The sequence below is a fragment of the Rhodococcus sp. OK302 genome, assembly GCF_002245895.1.
GTDB lineage: Bacteria > Actinomycetota > Actinomycetes > Mycobacteriales > Mycobacteriaceae > Rhodococcus_F.
The window spans coordinates 5,683,677-5,705,931 of sequence record NZ_NPJZ01000001.1; the positions used below are offsets into that span (position 1 = coordinate 5,683,677).

The 22,255-nt window shown below is 62.0% G+C and carries 23 protein-coding genes; 12 read left to right on the forward strand and 11 right to left on the reverse strand.

Annotation, left to right across the window (positions count from 1 at the left end; all coding sequences use genetic code 11):
• Positions 1-100: 100 nt before the first annotated feature.
• The 3 genes from BDB13_RS25925 to BDB13_RS25935 are packed head-to-tail and all read left to right on the forward strand — an operon-like array spanning position 101 to position 2,198.
• Positions 101-703 carry a lipid droplet-associated protein gene (locus BDB13_RS25925; protein WP_141210695.1) on the forward strand — a complete coding sequence of 201 codons (603 nt, stop codon included), beginning with the start codon at positions 101-103 and terminating at the stop codon, positions 701-703.
• Positions 700-1,971 carry an exodeoxyribonuclease VII large subunit gene (gene xseA, locus BDB13_RS25930; protein ID WP_094274316.1) on the forward strand — a complete coding sequence of 424 codons (1,272 nt, stop codon included), beginning with the start codon at positions 700-702 and terminating at the stop codon, positions 1,969-1,971. Before BDB13_RS25925 ends, xseA begins: the two co-directional genes overlap by 4 nt.
• Entirely contained in the window at positions 1,968-2,198 is a 231-nt protein-coding gene (locus BDB13_RS25935; RefSeq protein ID WP_094274317.1) for an exodeoxyribonuclease VII small subunit, read from the forward strand. Before xseA ends, BDB13_RS25935 begins: the two co-directional genes overlap by 4 nt.
• A gap of 19 nt (positions 2,199-2,217) precedes the next feature.
• On the opposite strand, the gene BDB13_RS25940 is transcribed toward BDB13_RS25935, so the two are convergent.
• The gene (locus BDB13_RS25940) at positions 2,218-2,787 is read right to left on the reverse strand and encodes a DUF4245 domain-containing protein (RefSeq protein ID WP_094274318.1); all 570 of its coding nucleotides are present in this window, start codon (positions 2,785-2,787) and stop codon (positions 2,218-2,220) included.
• 179 nt (positions 2,788-2,966) lie between these two features.
• On the opposite strand from BDB13_RS25940, the gene glpX reads away from it, so the two are divergent.
• On the forward strand, positions 2,967-4,001 hold the full coding sequence (glpX, locus tag BDB13_RS25945; RefSeq protein WP_094274319.1) for a class II fructose-bisphosphatase: 1,035 nt from the start codon (positions 2,967-2,969) through the stop codon (positions 3,999-4,001).
• Positions 4,002-4,080: 79 nt separating this feature from the next.
• The gene (locus tag BDB13_RS25950) at positions 4,081-5,484 is read left to right on the forward strand and encodes a class II fumarate hydratase (RefSeq protein ID WP_094274320.1); all 1,404 of its coding nucleotides are present in this window, start codon (positions 4,081-4,083) and stop codon (positions 5,482-5,484) included.
• Positions 5,485-5,532: 48 nt separating this feature from the next.
• Here BDB13_RS25950 and BDB13_RS25955 read toward each other — a convergent pair whose 3' ends face one another.
• Positions 5,533-5,799: a hypothetical protein gene (locus tag BDB13_RS25955; protein ID WP_094274321.1), complete on the reverse strand. Its 267-nt coding sequence runs from the start codon at positions 5,797-5,799 to the stop codon at positions 5,533-5,535.
• 132 nt (positions 5,800-5,931) lie between these two features.
• On the opposite strand from BDB13_RS25955, the gene BDB13_RS25960 reads away from it, so the two are divergent.
• Genes BDB13_RS25960 through BDB13_RS25970 form a run of 3 tightly spaced genes read left to right on the forward strand, consistent with a single transcriptional unit; the run spans position 5,932 to position 8,463 of the window.
• On the forward strand, positions 5,932-7,590 hold the full coding sequence (locus tag BDB13_RS25960) for a serine hydrolase (protein WP_094274322.1): 1,659 nt from the start codon (positions 5,932-5,934) through the stop codon (positions 7,588-7,590).
• A gap of 10 nt (positions 7,591-7,600) precedes the next feature.
• Positions 7,601-8,029, forward strand: coding sequence for a limonene-1,2-epoxide hydrolase family protein (locus tag BDB13_RS25965; protein WP_094274323.1), 429 nt, complete (start codon positions 7,601-7,603; stop codon positions 8,027-8,029).
• 29 nt (positions 8,030-8,058) lie between these two features.
• The gene (locus BDB13_RS25970) at positions 8,059-8,463 is read left to right on the forward strand and encodes a carboxymuconolactone decarboxylase family protein (RefSeq protein WP_094274324.1); all 405 of its coding nucleotides are present in this window, start codon (positions 8,059-8,061) and stop codon (positions 8,461-8,463) included.
• Positions 8,464-8,506: 43 nt separating this feature from the next.
• On the opposite strand, the gene BDB13_RS25975 is transcribed toward BDB13_RS25970, so the two are convergent.
• The 4 genes from BDB13_RS25975 to BDB13_RS25990 all read right to left on the reverse strand — a co-directional run bounded on the left by BDB13_RS25975 (position 8,507) and on the right by BDB13_RS25990 (position 13,742).
• The gene (locus BDB13_RS25975) at positions 8,507-9,847 is read right to left on the reverse strand and encodes a PhoH family protein (protein ID WP_094274325.1); all 1,341 of its coding nucleotides are present in this window, start codon (positions 9,845-9,847) and stop codon (positions 8,507-8,509) included.
• Positions 9,848-10,130: 283 nt separating this feature from the next.
• Complete coding sequence (locus BDB13_RS25980) at positions 10,131-11,090, reverse strand: patatin-like phospholipase family protein (RefSeq protein ID WP_094274326.1); 960 nt, start codon at positions 11,088-11,090, stop codon at positions 10,131-10,133.
• Positions 11,091-11,166: 76 nt separating this feature from the next.
• On the reverse strand, positions 11,167-12,474 hold the full coding sequence (gene glyA, locus BDB13_RS25985) for a serine hydroxymethyltransferase (protein WP_094274327.1): 1,308 nt from the start codon (positions 12,472-12,474) through the stop codon (positions 11,167-11,169).
• Positions 12,471-13,742: a DUF885 domain-containing protein gene (locus tag BDB13_RS25990; protein ID WP_254923063.1), complete on the reverse strand. Its 1,272-nt coding sequence runs from the start codon at positions 13,740-13,742 to the stop codon at positions 12,471-12,473. The genes glyA and BDB13_RS25990 overlap by 4 nt, the downstream gene beginning before the upstream one ends.
• Before the next feature lie 172 nt (positions 13,743-13,914).
• Here BDB13_RS25990 and coaA point away from each other — a divergent pair, with 172 nt between their 5' ends.
• Positions 13,915-14,847, forward strand: a complete 933-nt coding sequence (gene coaA / locus BDB13_RS25995) for a type I pantothenate kinase (RefSeq protein ID WP_094275214.1) — start codon at positions 13,915-13,917, stop codon at positions 14,845-14,847.
• Here the strand turns inward: coaA and BDB13_RS26000 are convergent.
• A complete protein-coding gene (locus BDB13_RS26000; protein ID WP_094274328.1) occupies positions 14,844-15,611 on the reverse strand; it encodes an isoprenyl transferase in 768 nt (255 codons plus the stop codon). The two genes, coaA and BDB13_RS26000, sit on opposite strands and share 4 nt — an antisense overlap.
• Positions 15,612-15,774: 163 nt before the next feature.
• Between BDB13_RS26000 and trhA the strand changes: the two genes are divergently transcribed.
• Positions 15,775-16,443, forward strand: a complete 669-nt coding sequence (gene trhA, locus BDB13_RS26005; protein WP_094274329.1) for a PAQR family membrane homeostasis protein TrhA — start codon at positions 15,775-15,777, stop codon at positions 16,441-16,443.
• On the opposite strand, the gene BDB13_RS26010 is transcribed toward trhA, so the two are convergent.
• The 3 genes from BDB13_RS26010 to mca are packed head-to-tail and all read right to left on the reverse strand — an operon-like array spanning position 16,436 to position 19,655.
• The gene (locus tag BDB13_RS26010) at positions 16,436-18,445 is read right to left on the reverse strand and encodes a thioredoxin domain-containing protein (RefSeq protein ID WP_094274330.1); all 2,010 of its coding nucleotides are present in this window, start codon (positions 18,443-18,445) and stop codon (positions 16,436-16,438) included. The two genes, trhA and BDB13_RS26010, sit on opposite strands and share 8 nt — an antisense overlap.
• 20 nt (positions 18,446-18,465) lie before the next feature.
• A complete protein-coding gene (locus tag BDB13_RS26015; protein WP_094274331.1) occupies positions 18,466-18,780 on the reverse strand; it encodes a hypothetical protein in 315 nt (104 codons plus the stop codon).
• A complete protein-coding gene (gene mca, locus BDB13_RS26020) occupies positions 18,777-19,655 on the reverse strand; it encodes a mycothiol conjugate amidase Mca (protein WP_094275215.1) in 879 nt (292 codons plus the stop codon). Before mca ends, BDB13_RS26015 begins: the two co-directional genes overlap by 4 nt.
• Positions 19,656-19,868: 213 nt before the next feature.
• Between mca and BDB13_RS26025 the strand changes: the two genes are divergently transcribed.
• The gene (locus BDB13_RS26025) at positions 19,869-20,294 is read left to right on the forward strand and encodes a DUF4307 domain-containing protein (RefSeq protein ID WP_176459669.1); all 426 of its coding nucleotides are present in this window, start codon (positions 19,869-19,871) and stop codon (positions 20,292-20,294) included.
• Between the two features lie 301 nt (positions 20,295-20,595).
• Positions 20,596-21,090 (forward strand): transcription elongation factor GreA, encoded by a 495-nt coding sequence (gene greA, locus BDB13_RS26030; protein ID WP_094275216.1) that lies wholly within the window; start codon positions 20,596-20,598, stop codon positions 21,088-21,090.
• 74 nt (positions 21,091-21,164) lie between these two features.
• Here greA and BDB13_RS26035 read toward each other — a convergent pair whose 3' ends face one another.
• Complete coding sequence (locus tag BDB13_RS26035) at positions 21,165-22,238, reverse strand: C40 family peptidase (protein WP_094274333.1); 1,074 nt, start codon at positions 22,236-22,238, stop codon at positions 21,165-21,167.
• Positions 22,239-22,255: the final 17 nt, after the last annotated feature.

The following is a 22,255-nucleotide window of genomic DNA, read 5'->3' on the forward strand; positions in this document are numbered from 1 at the left end:
CTTCGATATACACCACTTCGACGAAGGTTCGGATAGGTACCAGCTCACACCGCTGGCCAGTCGGCTACCGATTGTCGGTGCTTTGCGGCAAGCTGTGAGAATGATTCGACCCCCGTTCGTGGCGCGCGTCGCCGCAGGACTCGCCGTCACTGCTTTGGAAGAGGCCAAGAAGCTTCCGACCACCGCAGTCGCTCTGCCGATGACGGCCGTCAGCCAGATGCTGCAAACGAGCATGCGACTCCAGCAGTCGATCACATCACTGGCCATCAAAGGGGATCAGGCGTTTGCCCTGATCAACTGGTCCGGCGACGACGAGCAGCCGGAATGGGCTGTTTTCGACGAGGACGCAGCAACCCCGCGCTCGAACGGCACTGCGCCGGACAGTGCTCCCGCGTCGACCAACGCCGGCCGGTTTGCGCTCTACTCGGTGGATCCCTCGGCCGAAACCCTCGACGGTGTCATCGACGAGACTCCTTCGGAAGAGGCAGATACCGACACCGAGGCCACGGCCGGAGGTGCGGAACCCGAAATCGTCACCGAACTCGATTACGCCAATCTGACACTCGCACAACTGCGAGCCCGCATCAAGGCGATGAGCGTCGGCGACCTCTCGGCGCTCCTCGACTACGAGAATGCAACGCGTGCACGTGCACCGTTCCAGACCATGTTGACCAACCGCATCACCACAGCCAAGGCAAAGTGACTTCCACACAGGGTCCGTCAACACCGCAACGTTCGGCCGGTTCCGGTGCCAGTTCCCCGGAGCAGCCGTGGCCTGTCCGTACCGTCTCCGCGAAGGTCGCCGGTTGGATCGACCGACTCGGGAGCATCTGGGTCGAGGGTCAGATCACGCAGATCAATGCGCGTCCCGGAACCCGGACTGCATTTCTGGTTCTCCGAGACCCGTCGGCAGACATGTCGTTGTCCGTCACCTGCTCACCGCAACTGCTGCACAATTCTCCGGTCCCGCTGACCGAGGGTTCGCGGGTCGTGATGTTCGGGAAGCTCTCGTTCTACACCGGACGTGGCACAGTCTCGTTGCGGGTGACCGAAATCCGGGCCGTCGGCATCGGTGAACTGCTCGCCCGAATCGAACGATTGCGCGCACTACTCGCCGCCGAGGGCCTGTTCGATCCTCGGCTCAAGCGTCCGTTGCCGTTCCTGCCCGGAACCATCGGCTTGATCACCGGACGCGCCAGCGCAGCCGAGAAAGACGTCGTATCGGTCGCGCAGCGCCGCTGGCCGGCTGTCGCGATTGCGGTACGCAACACCGCGGTCCAAGGACCGACCGCAGTGCCTCAGATCATCGAGGCCCTGAAGGATCTCGACGCCAACCCCGAAGTTGATGTCATCATCCTCGCGCGCGGCGGCGGAAGCGTCGAAGATTTGCTTCCGTTCTCCGACGAGGCACTGTGCCGTGCGATCGTCGCCTGCACGACGCCCATCGTCAGTGCGATCGGACACGAGCCGGACAGCCCGTTGAGCGACCACGTCGCCGACCTACGCGCAGCCACCCCCACCGACGCTGCCAAGCGGGTTGTTCCCGACGCAGTTGCCGAAGCAGCCTTGGTTTCCGAACTCCGCGATCGCAGCGCTGCTGCCCTGCGGAGCTGGGTCCGGCGAGAGTCGAATCTCATCGAGCAACTGCGGACACGTCCGGTCATGGCGTCGCCGCTGTTGGCCATCGACCGCCGGGGCGAAGAGATCGAACGACTTCAGAGCGCAGTCCGACGCGATGTCACCCGGTTGATCGACTCCGAAGCCAGAACCGTCGAACACCTTCGGGCACGACTGACGACGCTCGGTCCTGCCGCGACGCTGGCCCGCGGCTATGCCGTCGTACAGCGCATCGTTGCCGACGGCGATCCGGAAGTGTTGCGCTCAGTCGAGGATGCGCCGCCCGGAACACAGATACGAGTTCGACTTGCAGACGGCGCCGTGCGCGCCGCAGTGATGGGAAGAGAAAAATGAGCAACACCGACAACAACGCCGCCGAAATCGACATCAACGAACTCGGCTACGAGGCTGCCCGCGACGAACTCGTGGGCGTCGTCAAGATCCTCGAGCAGGGCGGCTTGGACCTCGATGCGTCCCTGTCGTTGTGGGAGCGCGGCGAAGCCCTGGCCAAGCGCTGCGAAGAGCACTTGGCCGGTGCGCGAGCCCGCGTCGAGACGGCACTCTCCGCCGCAGACGAGTAACCCCGCCTGCGGCCCCGATTTACGGTGTGAGCGGCTGAGCTTGCCCGACGCTGCGCGCCAAGGTCGTGAAGTCCTCGGCCGGAGCCGCTCCGGTGATCAGCAGGCGCACGCCGTCGATGTCTGTCACCCAGATGGATTCGACACCCTCGCCGCCGTAGACGTTCCACGTGTGACCGTCGACGTCTTCGACACCGGTCGCGAATCGCTGACCGCCGGCGACATAGGCCACCAAGGGAAATTCTTCGGCGTTGCTCTGCGTCAGCTGGATGTAGCTGCCGGCAGTGGTGATGAATCCCACAGTGCTGGAATCGCCGCCACCGTCACCGGTGACCACTTTGCGACTACCGGAATTGGGTGTCCATCCGCCCGGAGTTCCCGGGTTGCGGATCGGAAAGCCGAGTTCCTTGGCGTCGTAGTTCAGCGCCGCGTCGATGTCGACGGTCGGGATCGGCCCCTGTGTCGGGCCTCCCGGGCTGAACGTGCACTGGCTGGCGATGCCCGCAATGATGATGCAGAACAGCACCAACGGTACGAGAGACCAGACCATGTCTTTGTTGTCTTCGAGAATGCGGGGTTTCTTCGATGCCACGTCCCCAGTATCCAGGTACTCGGCGGTAGATACGATTCCCGGTCCCGATTAGAGCGACAAATCACCGCTGCACTGACCCGACAACGCACTCAGTGGCTCCCATCTGGGAGAATCACGCCTGAAGTAACCACTGCGTCGACACACCCCGTCGACCGCGAACGCGCCAGGAGGCACCGCACATGACGGCCAGCAGCACTCATCGTGAGACCCCGGACCGTAACCTCGCTCTCGAATTGGTCCGAGTCACCGAAGCCGGCGCAATGGCTGCGGGTCGCTGGGTAGGCCGTGGCGACAAAGAGGGTGGCGACGGCGCTGCTGTCGACGCGATGCGTCAGCTCGTTTCGTCGGTGTCCATGCGCGGCATCGTTGTTATCGGCGAAGGCGAGAAGGACGAAGCGCCGATGCTGTTCAACGGCGAAGAGGTCGGCAACGGCGACGGCCCGGACTGCGACTTCGCTGTCGATCCGGTTGACGGAACCACATTGATGTCCAAGGGCATGCCCAACGCGATCTCCGTGTTGGCTGTTGCCGAGCGCGGCGCGATGTTCGACCCGTCGGCCGTGTTCTACATGGAGAAGATCGCTGTCGGACCGGACGCTGCCGATGTCATCGACATCAGCGCACCGATCTCCGAGAACATCAAGCGCGTCGCCAAGGTCAAGAAGGCGTCGGTTTCCGACATCACCGTCTGCATCCTGGACCGCCCGCGTCACAAGAAGCTGATCCAGGACGTTCGCGACACCGGCGCACGTATCCGCCTCATTTCCGACGGTGACGTTGCCGGCGCTATCGCTGCAGCTCGTCCCGAGTCGGGCACGGACATGCTCGTCGGCATCGGCGGCACGCCGGAAGGCATCATCGCCGCAGCCGCTATGCGTTGCATGGGTGGTTCGCTGCAGGGCAAGCTTGCGCCGACGGACGACGAAGAGCGTCAGAAGGCCATCGACGCAGGCCACGATCTCGATCGGATCCTGACCACCGAAGATCTCGTCTCCGGCGAGAACGTCTTCTTCTGCGCCACCGGCGTCACCGACGGTGACCTCCTGCGCGGTGTTCGTTACTACGGCGGCGGCGCCAGCACGCAGTCCATCGTGATGCGTAGCAAGTCCGGCACCGTTCGCATGATCGACGCGTACCACCGTCTCGAGAAGCTTCGCGAGTACAGCTCCGTCGATTTCGACGGTGAAGAAGGCGCAGATCGACTGACCTTCTAGGGCTTCGCCCGGTGCGCACTTTTGGTAGTGACCACTACCAAAAGTGCGCACGGGGGCCGAAGGCCCCTAATCTGGAGTAATGACGGACAGCAGCGAGCAGCAGTTCCGAATCGAACACGACACCATGGGTGAAGTTCGGGTGCCCATCAATGCACTGTGGCGAGCGCAAACTCAGCGCGCAGTCGAAAACTTCCCGATCAGCGGCCGACCCCTCGAGCGCACTCAAATTCGCGCCATGGGCCTTCTCAAAGCCGCTTGCGCTCAGGTCAACAAGGATCTCGGCCTTCTCGACGCGGATAAAGCCGATGCCATCATCTCGGCAGCCAATGAGATTGCCGACGGCAAACACGACGATCAGTTCCCCATCGACGTCTTTCAGACCGGCTCGGGCACCAGTTCCAACATGAACGCCAACGAGGTCATCGCGTCGATCGCGCAGGCCAACGACGTGGACGTACATCCGAACGATCATGTCAACATGTCGCAGTCGTCCAACGACACTTTCCCGACGGCCACGCACGTCGCGGCGACGGTAGCCGTAGTCACGGATCTTGTTCCGGCACTGGAACATCTACAGGCTGCTCTCGCAGCCAAGTCCGCCGAATGGAAAACGGTGGTCAAGTCCGGGCGTACCCACCTGATGGACGCCGTTCCGGTGACTCTCGGGCAGGAGTTCGGCGGTTACGCTCGCCAGATCGAAGCCGGCATCGAGCGAATCCAGGCCACACTCCCCCGCCTCGGCGAACTACCGATCGGCGGGACCGCCGTGGGTACGGGATTGAACGCGCCGGACGGATTCGGGCCCAAAGTTGTTGCCGAGCTGGTCAAGTCAACTGGCGTCGACGCTTTGGTTCCGGCCAAGAACAGCTTCGAGGCTCAGGCTGCCCGCGACGGTTTGGTGGAAGCCTCGGGAGCTCTGCGCACCATTGCGGTCTCACTCACGAAGATAGCCAACGACATTCGCTGGATGGGGTCGGGACCGCTGACCGGCCTCGGCGAGCTGGCGCTGCCGGACCTGCAACCCGGTAGCTCGATCATGCCCGGCAAGGTCAATCCCGTTCTGCCGGAGGCCGTTACCCAGGTCGCGGCTCAAGTGATCGGAAACGACGCGGCCATCGCGTGGGGCGGCGCAGCTGGGGCGTTCGAACTCAACGTCTACATTCCGATGATGGCGCGCAACCTGCTCGAGTCTTTCATGTTGCTGGCCAACGTTTCTCGGTTGTTCGCAGACAAATGCGTCAGCGGTTTGGTTGCCCACGAGGAGCATCTCAAGACACTTGCCGAATCCTCGCCGTCGATCGTAACTCCGTTGAACTCGGCGATCGGCTATGAAGAAGCCGCCTCCGTTGCGAAACAAGCGTTGAAGGAGAAGAAGACCATCCGTCAGGTCGTCATCGAACGCGGACTGGTTCCCGACAAGCTCAGCGAGAAGGAACTCGACAAGCGTCTCGATGTCCTTGCGATGGCGAAGGTCAAGGACTGAGAATGCGACCGGCGACTACACACCTATCGGCTGGCCGTCGGACTGCTGTCAACTCTCATCCGACCACTGGCTCCGGGCTTCACGCGCCTCGTCGATAATCGACTCGGCGTCATCCTGCGATATGCGCTCGAACTCCCCCGTGCAGAAGGAACGAGAGATGTAATCCTCGGGACTCGCCACCCACGTATCCGACTGCTCCAGATACGCCTCGATCGCGGTACCGCCGCCGCTCAGTTTCAGGCCACGGTAGAGATCACCGGAATCGCTGATGCTGTAGAGGTACCCACTCGATCCTTCACCCGATTCGATATCCATCAATCTTCCTCGTCTCCCTTCGTGCCGACGGCCGGATGATGTCGGCAGTCCTGGCTCCAACGTAACCACGTACGGATCGATATTCGGCGCATTTCCACATTCACCGGAATTGGGTCCCCAATTTCGTCGACAATGGAGAAACCGAACAAACTCGATGATTGCCCAACCAGGGAGACTCTCGTGTCCAGAGCCCGGAGAAACTCGACTCGCGCCCTTGCACTGACCATTCCCGTGGTCCTCACCCTCGCCTTGGTCGCGGGATGCGCGTCGGACGACTCGAGCAACAACACCAGTTCCACAGGCCCTGTCGTCAGCGATTCCACCCCCGGCCTCGATGTCGGTGTGCCGATCCCGGATGGGCAGATCGATGCTGCCGTCGGAAAACTGGACGGGCTGGCCCAGGAGCTCATGGACAGTTCCGGAGTGCCGGGCATGGCAATCGCCGTCGTTCATGGTGGCAAGACCGTCTATGCCAAAGGATTCGGCGTACGCGAGCAAGGCAAAGACGCTGCCGTCGACGCCGATACGGTGTTCCAGCTCGCGTCGCTGTCCAAGCCTGTCGGTGCCACGGTTGTCGCGCATGAGGTCGGTGTCGGAACGGTCGGCTGGGACACTCTGGTGAAGTCAGAGCTGCCGAACTTTGCCCTCAGCGATCCCTGGGTCACTGATCACCTGGAGATTTCCGATCTCTATTCTCATCGGTCCGGACTACCCGACCACGCCGGCGACGCTCTCGAGGACATCGGATTCGACCGAACTCAGGTCCTCGACAAGCTTCGCCAACTCCCGCTCAACCCGTTCCGGATCACGTACGAGTACACGAACTTCGGGGTTACTGCGGGTGCCGAAGCCGTCGCCGCCGCGGCTGGAACGAGTTGGGAAGCGCTGTCTCAGAACGCTATCTACGGCCCTGTGGGCATGACGTCGACCTCGTCGACGTTTGCCGACTACCAAGCGCGGGAGAATCGCGCTGTCGGCCACCAACTCTACGACGGCAAATACACGTCCGGCGTCGTGCGGCAACCCGATGCCCAATCTCCCGCCGGCGGAGTGAGCTCGTCAGCCAACGACATGGCCAAGTGGATGGACATGGTCCTCGGCGGCGGCGAATACAACGGCAAACAGATCGTCGAGACCGACGCCTTGGTTCCCGCTGTGAGCCCGGAGGTCATCTCGCATCACCCGGCAACACTCGGTGAGCGAGCAGGTTTCTACGGATACGGATTCAACGTGTCCGACAGTCCGTCCGGCCGTGTGCGGCTGAGTCATTCGGGAGCGTTCATCCTGGGTGCTGCTACCAATGTGCTGATGATTCCGTCGGCCGACGTCGGGATCGTGACGCTGACCAACGGCAGCCCGACGGGAGTTCCCGAGGCACTCAACGCCGAATTCGCGGACCTCGTCGAATACGGCAAGATCACCCGGGATTGGCGCACACCGTACAAGGCGATGCTCACCGCTCAGATGAACCCGCAAGGTGAGCTTGCCGGACAGAGCCCGCCCGCAAACCCAGGTCCGTCGGCACCACTCTCGGACTTGATCGGCACGTACGACAACTCGTACTGGGGTCCCGCAAAAGTAGCCGAGGTGAACGGCGCGCTGACACTAACGCTGGGTCCAGCCGACGTCACCTACCCGCTGACGCAGTGGGACGGCAATACCTTCACGTTCCGTCCCGAGAGCGAGAATGCACCGATCGGAACGATTTCCAAAGCCGTTTTCGACGGAAACTCGTTAACCTTGGAGTACTTCGACCAGGACGGCTTGGGGACATTCGTCAAGAGTTCGTGAAGGGGACGCGATGAATACTGATTCGGTCACAACAGTTCGAAAGATGTTCCGTGCCCTCACCGATTTCGATGTGGACGGTGCCGCAGAACTGATGACAGACGACATCGTCTGGCAGAACGTCTCGCTACCGACGCTACGAGGCAAGAAGGTAGTGACACGAGCCCTTCGCCTTGTCACAAAACCGTCGCTGAGGTTCGAGGCCGACATGCACAACATCGTCGGCGACCACGTCACCGTCCTGACGGAACGCACTGACACCATTATCGTGGGTCCGCTGCGCATCGAGTTCTGGGTGTGCGGAACCTTCGAATTGCGTGACGGCAAGATCGCGGTGTGGCGCGATTACTTCAGTCTGCGGGACTTCCTGTGGGGTGTGCTGACCGCAGTCGGGCAGGCAGTTGTCGGTAGCGGCACTCGCAGTAGGCTGGCTCCGGCCTGACAATACTTGCCGGAAGAGAGCGATCCGCGATGACCGAGAACAACACACCCGACTCCTTCGACGCCGGATTGGCTGTGCGAACCGAAGTGATGGGCGCCGATTTTGTCGATGCAGCGTTCGATCGAACCCGGGGAACCGACAGCGAAGAGCTACAGAACTTCGTGACCGCGAATGTGTGGGGATCGGTGTGGACGCGGCCCGGGTTGGACCGTCGTAGCCGCAGCTTGATCAACCTGGGCATGCTCATTGCCTTGCGCGCCGAGAACGAACTCAAGGGCCACGTGCGCGGAGCCCTGCGAAACGGCTTGACCCGCACCGAAATCGTGGAAACCGTCATCCATGCCAGCGCGTACTGCGGCGCGCCGGCCGGACTTGCCGCGATGCGTGTGGTTCAGGAAGTGCTGAACACGGAACTCGGACCTCTCGAGGCATAACGTTCTCCCCGTGCGACACGAAAGTCGCACGGGGAGAATCTCATTACGGCGTCGGACCGAACTCCTCCAACATCTCGGTCACCAACTCTGCAATGGGTGAACGTTCACTGCGAGTGAGAGTGATATGCGCAAAAAGCGGATGGCCCTTGAGCTTTTCGATCACTGCTGCAACTCCGTCGTGACGACCCACCCGCAGGTTGTCCCGCTGCGCGACATCATGCGTCAGTACGACGCGAGATCCCGTCCCCAACCGAGAAAGCACCGTCAGCAACACATTTCGCTCCAGCGACTGCGCCTCGTCGACAATCACGAATGAATCGTGAAGCGATCGTCCGCGAATGTGCGTGAGCGGCAAGACTTCCAACATTCCGCGGGCCAGGACCTCTTCGAGAACTTCCGGTGAAGCCAACCCGTCGAGCGTGTCGAAGACGGCCTGAGCCCACGGGCCCATCTTCTCGCTCTCGCTACCCGGCAGGTAGCCAAGTTCTTGTCCGCCAACGGCATACAGTGGCCGGAAGACAACAACTTTGCGTTGACTGCGCCGCTCGAGCACTGCTTCGAGGCCCGCCATCAACGCCAAGGCCGACTTGCCGGTGCCCGCTTTGCCTCCCAGAGAGACGATTCCAATGCTTTCGTCCATCAAGATTTCGAGCGCAATACGCTGTTCCGCACTCCGCCCGTGCAGACCGAAGGCTTCACGGTCACCGCGGACCAGCTGAATCCGTTTGTCCGGGGTGACCCGGCCCAGCGCGCTCGACGACCCACCCAGTAGCCGAACCCCGGTGTGACACGGAAGATCTCGAGATTCGTCGAGGTCCAGGAAGCCTTCACTGAACAGTTCGTCGATGTCCGTCGACGCCACACCCATTTCCGTCATGCCTGTCCATCCGGACGGTACGACGTCGTGAGCGTGGTATTCATCGGCCGGAAGTCCGACGGCGCCGGCCTTGACTCGCAGCGGTGTGTCCTTACTGACAAGAACTACATCCTTGCCTTCGGCTGCAAGGTTGAGGGCGCAGGCTAAAATTCTCGAATCGTTACTGTCCGTACGGAATCCGATGGGGAGGACCGCGGGATCAGTGTGATTGAGTTCTACCTGCAAGGTGCCGTTCTCGGTACCGATCGGAACCGGCCTGTCGAGGCGGCCGTACTCGATGCGCAGATCGTCGAGCATGCGAAGCGCCTCTCGGGCAAACCACCCCAGTTCCGGATGATGCCTTTTACCTTCGAGTTCACTGACCACAACCAGGGGAAGGATCACGTTGTGCTCGGCGAATCGTGTGACAGCCCATGGATCCGACAAGAGGACCGACGTATCCAATACATAGGTGCGAAGTGCATCTCCCGAGTAATTCCGGTTAGAGACAGAGCGTGATGCAGTCACGTTGGGCTCCTTGGCCTGCGCGGCACCCGCGCAAACTCAACTCGCTGGACCGGACGGCTCTGGTGTCAGATGACGCAAGTGTCAGCTGAAACAAGGGCCGGGCGCCGGCCCTCTCGCACTGAGTTTTTCAGTCACGATCAGAACCTCCCGCACAAGTAACTTCTGCGCTACTCGATACTGCCGACGGTACTTCGGTTCTCGCTATCGCGCTACGAAATTGGCCGCCTTTCGAGTGAACGCCAGGTAACAAAATGCCACTCGTGTGATTCATCGGGGCGAGACTTCAGAAATCCTCGGCGTCGAGCGCAGATTCGGTCAAAGCCCGGCCGATCGCGATCATCTCGGTGGCCCGCGCAAAGTCGAGACTCCGAGCTGATTTGCGCGGCACCTGAATCAGCACGTCCGGTGGATACACGGCGAGCTGATACCGGGCGAGTGCGGACTGCACAACTTCGAGTGATCGACCCATGATCTCTAACCGGCCGATCTTCGGAGCGACATCAGGACCAGCCTCGTCCAGACTCACCTCGTCCAGACCGATACCCGTCGAGTGACCACCGAATCGAGACACCACTGATTTCACCGTCTCCCGATCGAGAAACTGCGCAGTGCCACGTTTGAATCGGCCTACCCACTCGTCGACGGGACGTGGTTCCGTGCCCACTCGCGCCGGTGTCCGGCTCTCGCGAGCCTCGGCCCCGAGGCTGACCCCGATCGTCAGATCTGCACGGATCGACAGCGTCGGCGCGACGGGAAGTGGATCGAGAATGCCACCGTCCACCAACACGCGGCCGTTGAGAACCAGAGGGGTGATGACGCCGGGGATGGCAATGGACGCCCGAATCGCCGCGTCGACAGGACCGTGCTGAAACCACACCGACCTACCGGCAGCCAGGTCGGTGGCAACGGCAGTGAACGGAATGCGCATGTCCTCGATGCACGTCTCACCCAGGATCTCGCGTACCCGCCCGAGTACCTTCTCCGCGTGGATCGCCCCGGGAGCCGACATGGAGACGTCGAGTAATCGAACAACATCGCGGGCCTTCAGCGAGATCGCCCACTCGGTGAACTCGTCGAGCTTCCCCGCCGCGTACAAGCCCCCGATCAGCGCGCCCATCGACGAACCTGCAACGCCGACAATCGAATAGCCGCGTTCCTCGAGTACCTGAATGACGCCGATGTGGGCGTAGCCCCGCGCGCCACCGGAACCGAGCGCCAATGCAACTGTCCGTGGTTGAGCCATCCGACCATCGTAGGCGCCACAAGAACGCCGACGGCCCGGCACCACACTGGGTACCGGGCCGACGGGAAGAGACTATTTAGACGTTCTTGCTGAGCAAGCCCCAGTCCTCGAGTCCGTCGTACAACGGGACGTCGAGAGCGAGCTTGGCGACACGGGCGCGCAGTGCAACCAGGTCGGCATTGCCGGCCAGAGCGGTACCGATGATGTCGGCAACCTCGGTGAACTCGGCATCGCCGAATCCGCGAGTTGCCAGCGCAGCGGTGCCGATACGCAGACCGGAGGTGGTCATCGGCGGACGCGGATCGAACGGAACTGCATTGCGGTTGACGGTGATGCCGACCTCATGCAGAAGGTCTTCGCCCTGCTGGCCGTCGAGTGCGGAGTTGCGCAGGTCCACGAGAACCAGGTGGACGTCGGTGCCGCCGGTCAGAACGCTGATGCCCTGATCTGCGACGTCCTTGTTGCCCAGACGCTCAGCGAGGATGCGTGCGCCCGAGAGGGTGCGTGCCTGACGGTCCTTGAACTCTTCGCCGGCAGCGATCTTGAAGGTGACGGCCTTGGCCGCGATGGCATGCATGAGCGGTCCACCCTGCTGGCCCGGGAAGACTGCGGAGTTGAGCTTCTTGGCCCACTCCTTCTTCGCCAGGATCAGACCGGAGCGCGGGCCACCGAGGGTCTTGTGGACGGTTGAGGAGACTACGTCGGCGTACGGGACGGGCGACGGATGCAGACCAGCGGCAACCAGACCGGCGAAGTGCGCCATGTCGACCCACAGGTAAGCGCCGACCTCGTCGGCAATAGCGCGGAACGCTGCAAAATCCTGCTGACGCGGGTACGCGGACCAGCCGGCGACGATGACCTTCGGCTTCTCGGCGAGGGCGATCTTGCGGACCTCATCCATGTCGATGCGGTGGTCGTCCTTGCTGACGCCGTAAGACGAGCAGTCGTACAGCTTGCCGGAGAAGTTGAGCTTCATGCCGTGCGTGAGGTGACCGCCGTGAGCGAGGTCGAGGCCGAGGAGCTTCTCGCCCGGGTTCATCAGAGCCATCAGGACGGCAGCGTTTGCCTGTGCGCCCGAGTGCGGCTGGACGTTGGCGTACTCGGCACCGAAAAGTTCCTTCGCACGGTTACGTGCGAGGTCTTCGATGACGTCGACGTGCTCGCAACCACCGTAGTAACGGCGTCCCGGGTAGCCCTCGGCGTACTTGTTGGTCAGGACGCTGCCCTGAGCCTGCAGAACCGAGCGGGGAACAAAGTTCTCCGACGCGATCATCTCGAGGGTGTCGCGCTGACGAGCCAATTCACCGGCCATCGCCTGCGCGACCTCGGGGTCCAGTTCGGCGAGTGATGCAGAGTTGACGTCGGAGCCGGGCACAGCGGTCATCGAGGAATCTCCAAGGTGGATGCGGAATCGAATGGGTCCAGTCTACGAACCTCGCCCAACTGATCTCCACCCGGTGCCGAACGTAGCGAACTGGGCACCAGCGGCTCGTCCAGTAGACGCCGAAATCGATCACGGCGGTCTGATTCCGTTGCGGCCTGATCGAGCCATCCACCAAGCAATCGATATCCCTCGACGTAGGTGCTGGTGTACGCCCGCCACAGCGGCGAGGACAGGAATCGAAGTGACTGCCGAGCGCGCTCCGGCGTCGACAACGACCATCGCTCCAGGAATGCGGAGACGTCGTCGTGGCTACGGCCTTCGTCGTGCAGCATCAGTGCCGCGTCCTGACGAACGCTGATCAACTGACCCGACGCCGCCGACAACCGCTGCGCCTTCTCGCCGTCGAAGTCCAACCCCAGATCGGCGTAGATCTCCTGCGCCCACAATCCCCAGTCGGGTCCGACTATCGCTTCGAGCGCCAAATCCGCCAGCCCTTCGGCCATCAGACACTGGGGCGTATTGACCAGGAACAGCGTCTGCTCGAGCTGGCCGGCGCCGACCAATCCGGCTTCCTTGCGGCAATGCTCGGTGTGATGTCCGGGGTACGACTCGTGGGCGATCAACCGCGGCAGGTTCGCCATGAATTGCGGCAGATCGGAATTGATCGCCACCTTCGACCGGTAATCACCGAGGTAGTAGTTGAAACCCGACCACGGCTTGTCCCCCACCACTTCGTATTCGACGGTTTCCGACGCCGGCAACGGGAAGGTGCCGCGAACCAGATCACGCAGGGCACTCGACATCGCGTCGACGCACTCGCCGAGTTTTGCCGCTGGAATCTCGTCGGCCTTTCGATGCGCCAGTACGCGCTCGGCCAACGATCCCGGACCAGGCAGAACCTCACTCATCCGCCGATGCGCGCCGCTGTAACTGTCCTCGTTGCCCTTGCTGATCCGGACGTCGAAGTACGCCTCGACCTCGTCGACAAAGCCGATCTCGTCACCGGCGAACTTGCGCCCCGAGCATTCCAGAGCCCGGAGGTGAACGTCGATGAAGTGCGCGCGCTCGTCGTTCAATCCGCTCAGCGGCAAGTCGCCGCGGAGTTCGCGTGCCGTGCGGGCAAGTTCACGCGGATCGGGCTTGGGCGCGTTCTCCACTTGCCGTCGTAAAGCGGGGTCGCCCGTGAAAGCATCGACAAACCCTTCTTCGAGCCGGTCGAAACCCAGTCCCAGCAGCAGATATCGGCGTACGAGCGAGTCGGCATCCATAACGCCCCAGCCTAGCGCCCGCGCCCGGAATCCGACCCGACGGAAGCTCTCACGGTGCCACCAAGCACAATTCGGGTATGCACTCGGATCGTGCGCCTTCGCGCCTGGCTTGCTCACACGCGTCGTCTGTTCGATCGACATTGCCGATTCTCGACGCCTGCGAGCTGTGCTGATGGCACGTACCAGCGAAACAAGTCCCTACGTCGAGTTCGACCGCAAGCAGTGGCGCACCCTCCGCAAGTCGACGCCGTTGGTGCTGACCGAGGACGAGTTGTACGGCCTCCGTGGTCTCGGCGAGCAGATCGATATGGAAGAAGTTGCCGAGGTCTATCTCCCCTTGGCTCGTCTGATCCACCTCCAGGTTGCAGCACGCCAGCGTTTATTCGCGGCCACCGCGACGTTCCTCGGCGAGAAGCATCCCGATCGACAGGTCCCCTTCGTCATCGGAGTCGCCGGATCCGTCGCCGTCGGAAAATCCACGACAGCCCGTGTGCTGCAAGCATTGCTGGCTCGTTGGGACCATCACCCTCGTGTCGACCTCGTGACGACTGACGGATTTCTGTATCCGACCAAGGAACTGAACCGTCGGGGCATCATGCACCGCAAGGGTTTTCCCGAAAGCTATGATCGCCGGAAGCTTCTGCGATTCGTGACCGAAGTGAAGTCCGGCGTCGAAGAGGTAGCAGCCCCGGTCTATTCACATACTTCGTACGACGTCATCCCCGGCCAGTTTCATCTAATCCGGCAGCCCGACATCCTGGTCATCGAGGGCCTCAACGTACTTCAGACCGGACCACGGTTGATGGTCTCGGATCTGTTCGACTTCTCGATCTACGTCGACGCCCGGATCGAGGACATCGAAGCCTGGTACCTCCAGCGGTTCCTGGCGCTGCGCCGGACCTCGTTTGCCAACCCCAACGACCACTTCCACCACTATTCGGGGCTGTCCGACCGCGACGCGACCATCGCGGCCAAGGAAATCTGGAATTCGATCAACCTTCCGAACCTGGTGGAGAACATCCTCCCCACCCGGCCTCGCGCAACGCTGGTGCTGCGCAAGGATTCCGATCACACGATCAATCGGTTGCGCCTGCGCAAGCTCTAGACTCCGAAACGCCGGTGCCTCGCGGCGTAGTCACGCAGGGCCCGGAGAAAGTCGACTCGACGAAACTCCGGCCAGTACGCCTCGGTGAACCAGATTTCCGAATAAGCGCTCTGCCACAACAGAAACCCGGAGAGCCGCTGTTCGCCTGACGTACGGATCACCAGATCAGGATCGGGCTGCCCGGACGTGTACAGGTGAGCATCGATACCGTCGACAGTGATGGCCTGCACCAGTTCGTCACTACTGAGCCCTTCGCTCAGCTTTTCGCTCAGTAGCGACTGGACGGCGTCGGCGATTTCCTGACGGCCGCCGTATCCGATCGCGATGTTGACGTGCGTGCCTGTGCATCCGTTGGTCCCGTCCGCAGCCTCACGGAGGCGCCGCGACTGCTCGGATGGAAGCAGATCCAGAGCGCCGACGATCTTCACACTCCAGTTCCGGGTGGGGCCGGAGATTTCTTCGACGACCTCAGTGATGATTTCGAGGAGGGTGTCCAACTCTTCGGGATCGCGACGCAGATTTTCGGTGGAGAGCAGATAGATGGTGGCCATCTCGATTCCGGCCGCTTCACACCATTCGAGGAGTTCCGAAATTTTGAGTGCGCCGGCACGGTGGCCGTGGCTGACGTCGGCAAATCCGTTCTCACGCGCCCATCGCCTGTTGCCGTCACACATCACAGCCACATGCCGTGGGTGGGCGAGCCCGTCGAGATGACGCAGGAGTCGCCGCTCATAAATGCTGTACGCCAGTCCGCGCAGATTCACCGTGACATCACCATGGTGTCAAAGACTACGCCCGGTCGCCTGGTGCGTTTGCGAGCGCCGTCACTCAACTTCAGTGCGTTGAAAACCTGCAGGTAAGTTATGCTACTGATACGTAACCTACGGTACCGTAGGTTAGAAGTTCAGGTCCGAGAGAGGTTGAAGGATGACGGCATTCGGACTCGAGGAGCTTCCGGTCAAACCACGCATGCGCGGATGGATCCATCTGTGGGCACTGTTCGTATCCATCGCCGCGGGCATAGTTCTGGTGTCCGTCGCCGGGGCACAAGTGGGCGCCAAGGCCGCGTGGGCCACCGCGATCTACAGCATCACGATCTGCGGCCTGTTCGGCATCAGCGCGACCTATCACCGCATCCAGTGGCAAACGGTCGAAGGCCGGATCTGGATGAAACGCGCCGACCATTCGATGATCTTTCTGTTCATCGCCGGCAGTTACACACCATTCGCGATGCTCGGACTACCCGCCGAGACAGGCAGGGTCATTCTCGCGATTGTCTGGGCCGGCGCTCTGGCCGGTGTAGCCCTCAAGATGCTGTGGCCCACAGCCCCCAAATGGGTAGGCGTACCGCTGTATCTGCTCCTCGGGTGGGCCATCGTGCCCGTTGTCGGCGAGCTGACGCACCAGGTGGGCGTAGCGCCCATGGTGCTCCTGCTGGTCGGCGGAATCTTCTACAGCGTCGGCGCGATTCTGTACGCCACCAAATGGCCCAACCCGTGGCCTGTGACCTTCGGACATCACGAGTTCTTCCACGCCGCTACCGTGATCGCGGCGATCTGCCACTACATCGCGGTCTGGCTCGTCGTATTCAACTGACCGGCAAGTTCAATTGCGCGGCAAGCCCGATCACGTCGGTGACCGGCCGCTCGCACACAAATCCGCGGCAGACGTACGCGGCCGGAACACCGTCCACCAATGGCCGATCCGCAAGAAGCGGTGAGGAATCCGGCTCTCCCCCGACTACGACGGCGCCGCCCGGCGCGAGTCGGCGAGCAACCTCGAGAAGATCGCCCCCACCCACGACGGCCACTTGAATCGGCCCACGCAACGACGCCTCCGCCACTGCCAGCCAGTGCCCCGCCGAGCGCGGCGCACGTTCGAGCGGCATGCGTGCGCGGGCCAGGGAATCGGCGGCGGCCTGTGCATAGAGCGAAGGGTCCTCGACCAGTGCCGCCGCCGTCAATAGCGCTTCCGTGACGCTCGACGCTCCCGACGGTGTTGCACCGTCCAGCGGATCACGCGGGCGAGTGACCAATACCTCGGCGAAATCTGCTGTATCGAACCAACTTCCGGGTTCGGCGGGATCAGCAAAATCGTCGACGGTGACGTCGAGCAGTTCCTGGGCCGCGTCGAGCCAGTTTGCTGACCCTGTGGCTTGATACAGCGCGAGCAACCCGGTGGACAGCGCTGCATAGTCGTCGAGCACAGCTGTGGACTCACCGACATTGCCGCCAAGCGACGCCCGTCGCAATCTGCCATCAACGAGGTGTAAATCGAGTAATTTCTGCGCGCAATCAGCCGCCGCCGCAATCCATTCGGGTTTGTCCAGTGCCAGACCGGCTTCCGTCAACGCCGTGATGGCCAGCCCGTTCCAGGCCGTGACAACTTTGTCGTCTCGGCCCGGTTGCGGACGGTTTTTTCGGACGACGCGCAATGCGTCGGACACCGTCTGCCACCGCGCCCAGTCGTCGGGATCGCGGAGCAACTGCAACACCGACGCGCCCTCTTCGAAGGTTCCGGTTGCGGTGACACGGAACAACTCTGCCGCCCAGCGCCCGTCGTCTTCGCCGAGCACGTCAACCAACTGCGCCGGCGTCCACACGTACGTGAGTCCTTCGGCGCCCTCGGTGTCTGCGTCGAGAGCCGAAGCGAAACAACCGTTTTCGGTGCGCAAATCACGCAGGAGAAAGTTCGCGGTTTCTTCGGTGATGCGAGTTGCCAAGTCGAAACCGGTACGACGAGCCCAATGAGCGTAGAACCGCAGCAGCAGCGCATTGTCGTAGAGCATTTTCTCGAAGTGCGGCACGACCCACTCGGCGTCGACGGCGTAGCGAGAGAAACCGCCGCCCAACTGGTCGTAGATACCGCCGCGAGCCATGGCTTCGGCGGTGCGCTCGATTCCGCCGAGAACCTCGTCGGAACCTGTTCGCTCGAACTGGCGGAGCAGCCCTTCGAGGAGTGCGGACGGCGGAAACTTGGGGGCGCCGCCGAAACCGCCGCGCGGAAGGTCTTCGTCGCCGAGGATCGAACGACCCGCGCCGTCGAGCAGAGCCGCGTCGATGGGCGGACCGTAGGGAATGCCGCCCGACGCGCGTTGCAACTCGGTCACGATGGACTCCGCCGCGTTGTCGACGTCACCGCGACGATTGGTGAAGGTATCGGCAATCGCTTCGAGAAGTTGCGTGAAGGAAGGCATTCCGCCGCGTGGAGTCGGCGGGTAGTAGGTGCCGCAGTAGAACGGTGAACCGTCCGGAGTCAGGAAACACGTCATGGGCCAGCCGCCCTGACCGGTCATCGCGACTGTCGCGTTCATGTAGACGGCGTCGATGTCCGGGCGCTCTTCGCGGTCCACCTTCACACACACGAAGTTCGTATTCATGATCTCGGCGATCGCGTCGTTCTCGAACGACTCATGTGCCATCACGTGGCACCAATGGCACGCCGAGTAACCGATGGAGAGCAGGATCGGCACGTTGCGTTCGCGCGCCCAGTCCATCGCATCCTGGCTCCACTGCTGCCAGTGGACCGGATTGTCGGCGTGCTGACGCAGGTAGGGACTGGTGGACCCGCTCAAGGTGTTACGCATCCGCGGGTCCATCAGCACTACCTTCGCCTAGGTCAGGATTCTTGCTTCGGAGTCTTCTCGGTCGAGACGGCGGAACCTGCTGCGTCCGGCGTCGGGATCGCGCCGCGATCGGTTCCCTCGTCAGCCTGCTGATCGAGCTCGGGATGCTCCGGTTCGAAAGTCTCGGGCAGCTTCTTGAGCTGACGATTCATCGAAATGACCAGCAGGATAACGCCGACGAACAATGCCAGAACAACAACCAGGCCGACGGGCGACGACTTTCCGAACTCCGGGCCCGACGGGTTGCTCGGGCTCTGAGCGAGCAGTTGTGTGGTGCCGAGAACTACCTCGGCGGATAGTGCATTCACTTCGAAACGTCCTCTTCAAGACCTGCGAACAGGTCGGTTTCCGGGATGGACGTGGTGACCCGCGTCTTAACGAGTTCGAATTCCTCGGTGGGCCAGATCTTCTGCTGAATATCGAGCGGCACGGCAAAGAACGAACCGTTGGGGTCGATCTGCGTCGCGTGTGCACGCAGAGCGTCGTCGCGCTGCGGGAAGTAGTCGCCACAGGTGATCTGCGTGGTGACACGTACCATCGCGTCGCCGCGCTCGGTCTTCCATTTCTTGAGCCAGTCGGCCATCGGGAACGGTTCCCCGCGTCGCTCGTACTCCTCCTGGAAGAGTTCGAGTCGCTTACGGATGAATCCGTGCGAGTAGTAGACCTTCTTGATTTCCCACGGTTCGCCGTCTTCGGGGAAGTACTCGGGATCTGCGGCCGCTTCGTAGGCAGCCATCGACACCTCGTGGCACCGAATGTGATCGGGATGGGGGTAGCCGCCGTTTTCGTCGTACGTCGTGATGACGTGCGGACGGAACTCACGGAAGACCTTCACCAGAGCACGCGTCGACTCTTCGAGAGGAACTACCGCGAAGCAGCCCTCCGGCAGCGGCGGCAGCGGATCGCCCTCGGGCAGACCGGAGTCGACGAAACCGAGCCAACGATGCTGCACGCCGAGGATGCGAGCGGCCTCAGCCATCTCTTCCTGACGCACTTCGGTGATCCGGTCGCGCACTCCGGGAACGTCCATGGCCGGGTTGAGAATGTCGCCACGTTCACCCCCGGTGAGCGTCAGGACCATCACTTCGTGGCCTTCTGCTGCATAACGGGCGGTGGTCGCCGCACCCTTGCTCGACTCGTCGTCGGGATGGGCATGGACGGCCATGAGCCGGAATCCGCTCACGTGTTCGTTCACCTCAACTTCTTACCTTCTAGCCGTTGCCGGCGTCTTTGATTCACGCACTGTGCACTGCTCGACGTTCTTTCGTTGCCATCAAACCTACCGACAGTGCGGCTGGGCCCGTCCTCTATAGTTCCACCCGAGAGTTCCTGATGCAGCCATGACCCCAGTCCGAGGTTGCGTAGAACACGAACTCGAGTCTTCGAGAGCAGAGTGATGAGCAAACCGCTTCCCCAAGATCGGTACCCGAACGCACGTCGCACAGGCGGTTCCCGCAGGTGGCTGGTGTGGGCTCTGACCGCACTCGTCATCGTCGTCGGCACCGGTATCGCCTTTGTCGGGTACACAAAATTTTCGGTCAAGGAAATCGAGACCGAGACGATCTCCTACGACATCGCCGACAACTCGACCATGAAAATTCGGTTCACCGTCACACGAGACGATTCCAGCCGAGAAGCTGTGTGCGTCGTACGCGCCCGCTCCAAGGACGGATCCGAGACGGGCCGACGCGAGGTCTACGTGCCTCCGTCCGAGTACCAGACACTCGAGTTCAATACCGAGATCAAGACGTCCTTGCCGCCAGGCATGGCCGACGTCTACGGATGTAGTTTCGATGTCCCGGGGTATCTGACCAAGGCCTGACAAAAACCTGACAATTGCGGGCTACGCGCCCCGCCGAACGTTTGAGTTCGGACGGGGCGGGTAGTCCTGCGTGATAGAATCGCCTGATACACGGTTCCGGGTGGAACCGTGTATTGCTGCATTGACGGCCAGGTTGGGCGTCAACTGTTGCGGTGACGGCAAGATCACACCTGATCCAGGTGCGTTCGAGCCGTTGTTTTATTGCTGTCGCAGTGAACACATTGCTGTCGCAGTGGGTTCATTGCTGTCGCAGTGATCTGTCGAGGGAGCCCCCGGCTCCGACTACTAGGGAGTGATCGAGATGACCGAGACCCAGGTGACCTGGCTTACCCAGGAATCACATGACAGGCTCAAGAAGGAACTCGACCAGCTCATCGCCTATCGCCCCATCATCGCCGCTGAAATCAACGAGCGCCGCGAAGAGGGCGATCTGAAGGAGAACGGCGGCTACCACGCTGCTCGCGAGGACCAGGGACAGCAGGAAGCTCGGATCCGTCAGCTTCAGGATCTGCTCAACAGCGCCAAGGTCGGCGAAGCACCCACCCAGTCCGGCGTCGCACTGCCGGGTTCTGTCGTGAAGGTGTACTACGACGGCGACGAGAGCGACACCGAGACCTTCCTCATCGCGACCCGCGAAGAGGGCGCTCGTGACGCCAAGCTCGAGGTCTACTCCCCCAACTCTCCTTTGGGCGGCTCGCTGCTCGAAGCCAAGGTGGGCGACACTCGTGAGTACAACCTGCCCAACGGCAAGACCATGAAGGTCACTCTGCTCAGCGCAGAGCCGTACCACAGCTGATCAGTTCCAAGAAGTAACGAAAGAAGCGCCACCCGAACGTATTCGGGTGGCGCTTCTTTGTTGTCAGTCCACGTTCAGATCACTCGGCGGGCCTTCATTCCCGCAAAGATCGGGCCGACCTTCACCACGTCACCGAACGTCGGCGCATGAAGCATCTGACCGTTGCCGACGTAGATCGCAACATGGCCTGGTCCGCCGGCCTGCCAGTTGCCGAACAGAAGATCACCGGGCTGCGCTTGATCCAACGGAATCTCGACGCCGACACCCCACTGGGTTTCCGACGTCCGAGGCAGCGTGACTCCGGTTGCGGCGTGGATGGCGTACGACGTCAGACCTGAGCAGTCGAAGCCGCCCATCGACGGCCCGTTGACATTGCCGCCGCCCCACACGTAGGGCAGACCGAGGAACTTCAATCCGGCCTCGACGACGCCGCCGACCGCAGCAGCCAGGTTGTTGTAGTTGAACGGCGCCAGCATCAGTGCAAACGAATCCTGCAGCGACGTGACCTGCGAGACAAAAGTTGCCGCGGGCTGATCCTGCGGAACACCGCGGGCTGCGCGAACAGCGTCCGGTCCGACGTCGTATGCCGCCAGAGCCAGTTCGACGGTATCGCCCTCGACCTCTCCGGCCTGCTGCCACGACTGTGCCTGTTTCACCAGTTCGCACAGTCGATACCCGGAGGTCATCACCGGATCGGCGACGCCTTGGATGTCCATCTTTCCGTCGCCGTCACCATCCTTGCCGTAGGCAGTCCAGGCAGCGGTGGTAAATCCGCCCGGACCGCGTCCGCCTTCCGGAGACACTTCGGTTCCGGGACCGTATTTGAAGCCGTTCTTGGAGGAGTAGAGCGATGCCATCACGGCCGGAGTGACCTCAGGACACAGAGCGCCTGCCTTCTTGAGCCACGGCGCAAACACGGCAACGGCACCGACCGGCGCCAAGGCCGCACCGGGGAAGTTGGACGGTACCGACGGCACGATGCCGTCGGCGGTGTCTTGCATTCGTGCCGGCCCGTTCCAGGCTGCGAGTGAGATTTCTGTACGTTGTCCGTCTTCCTTCTCGACGGGCACGGGCGTTCCCAGGGTTGCCCCCATCACGCCCAGTGCAGTGGCGATCGACATTGTGATCGCCAGGACACCCACTGCCATGTAAAACCTCCGGTAAC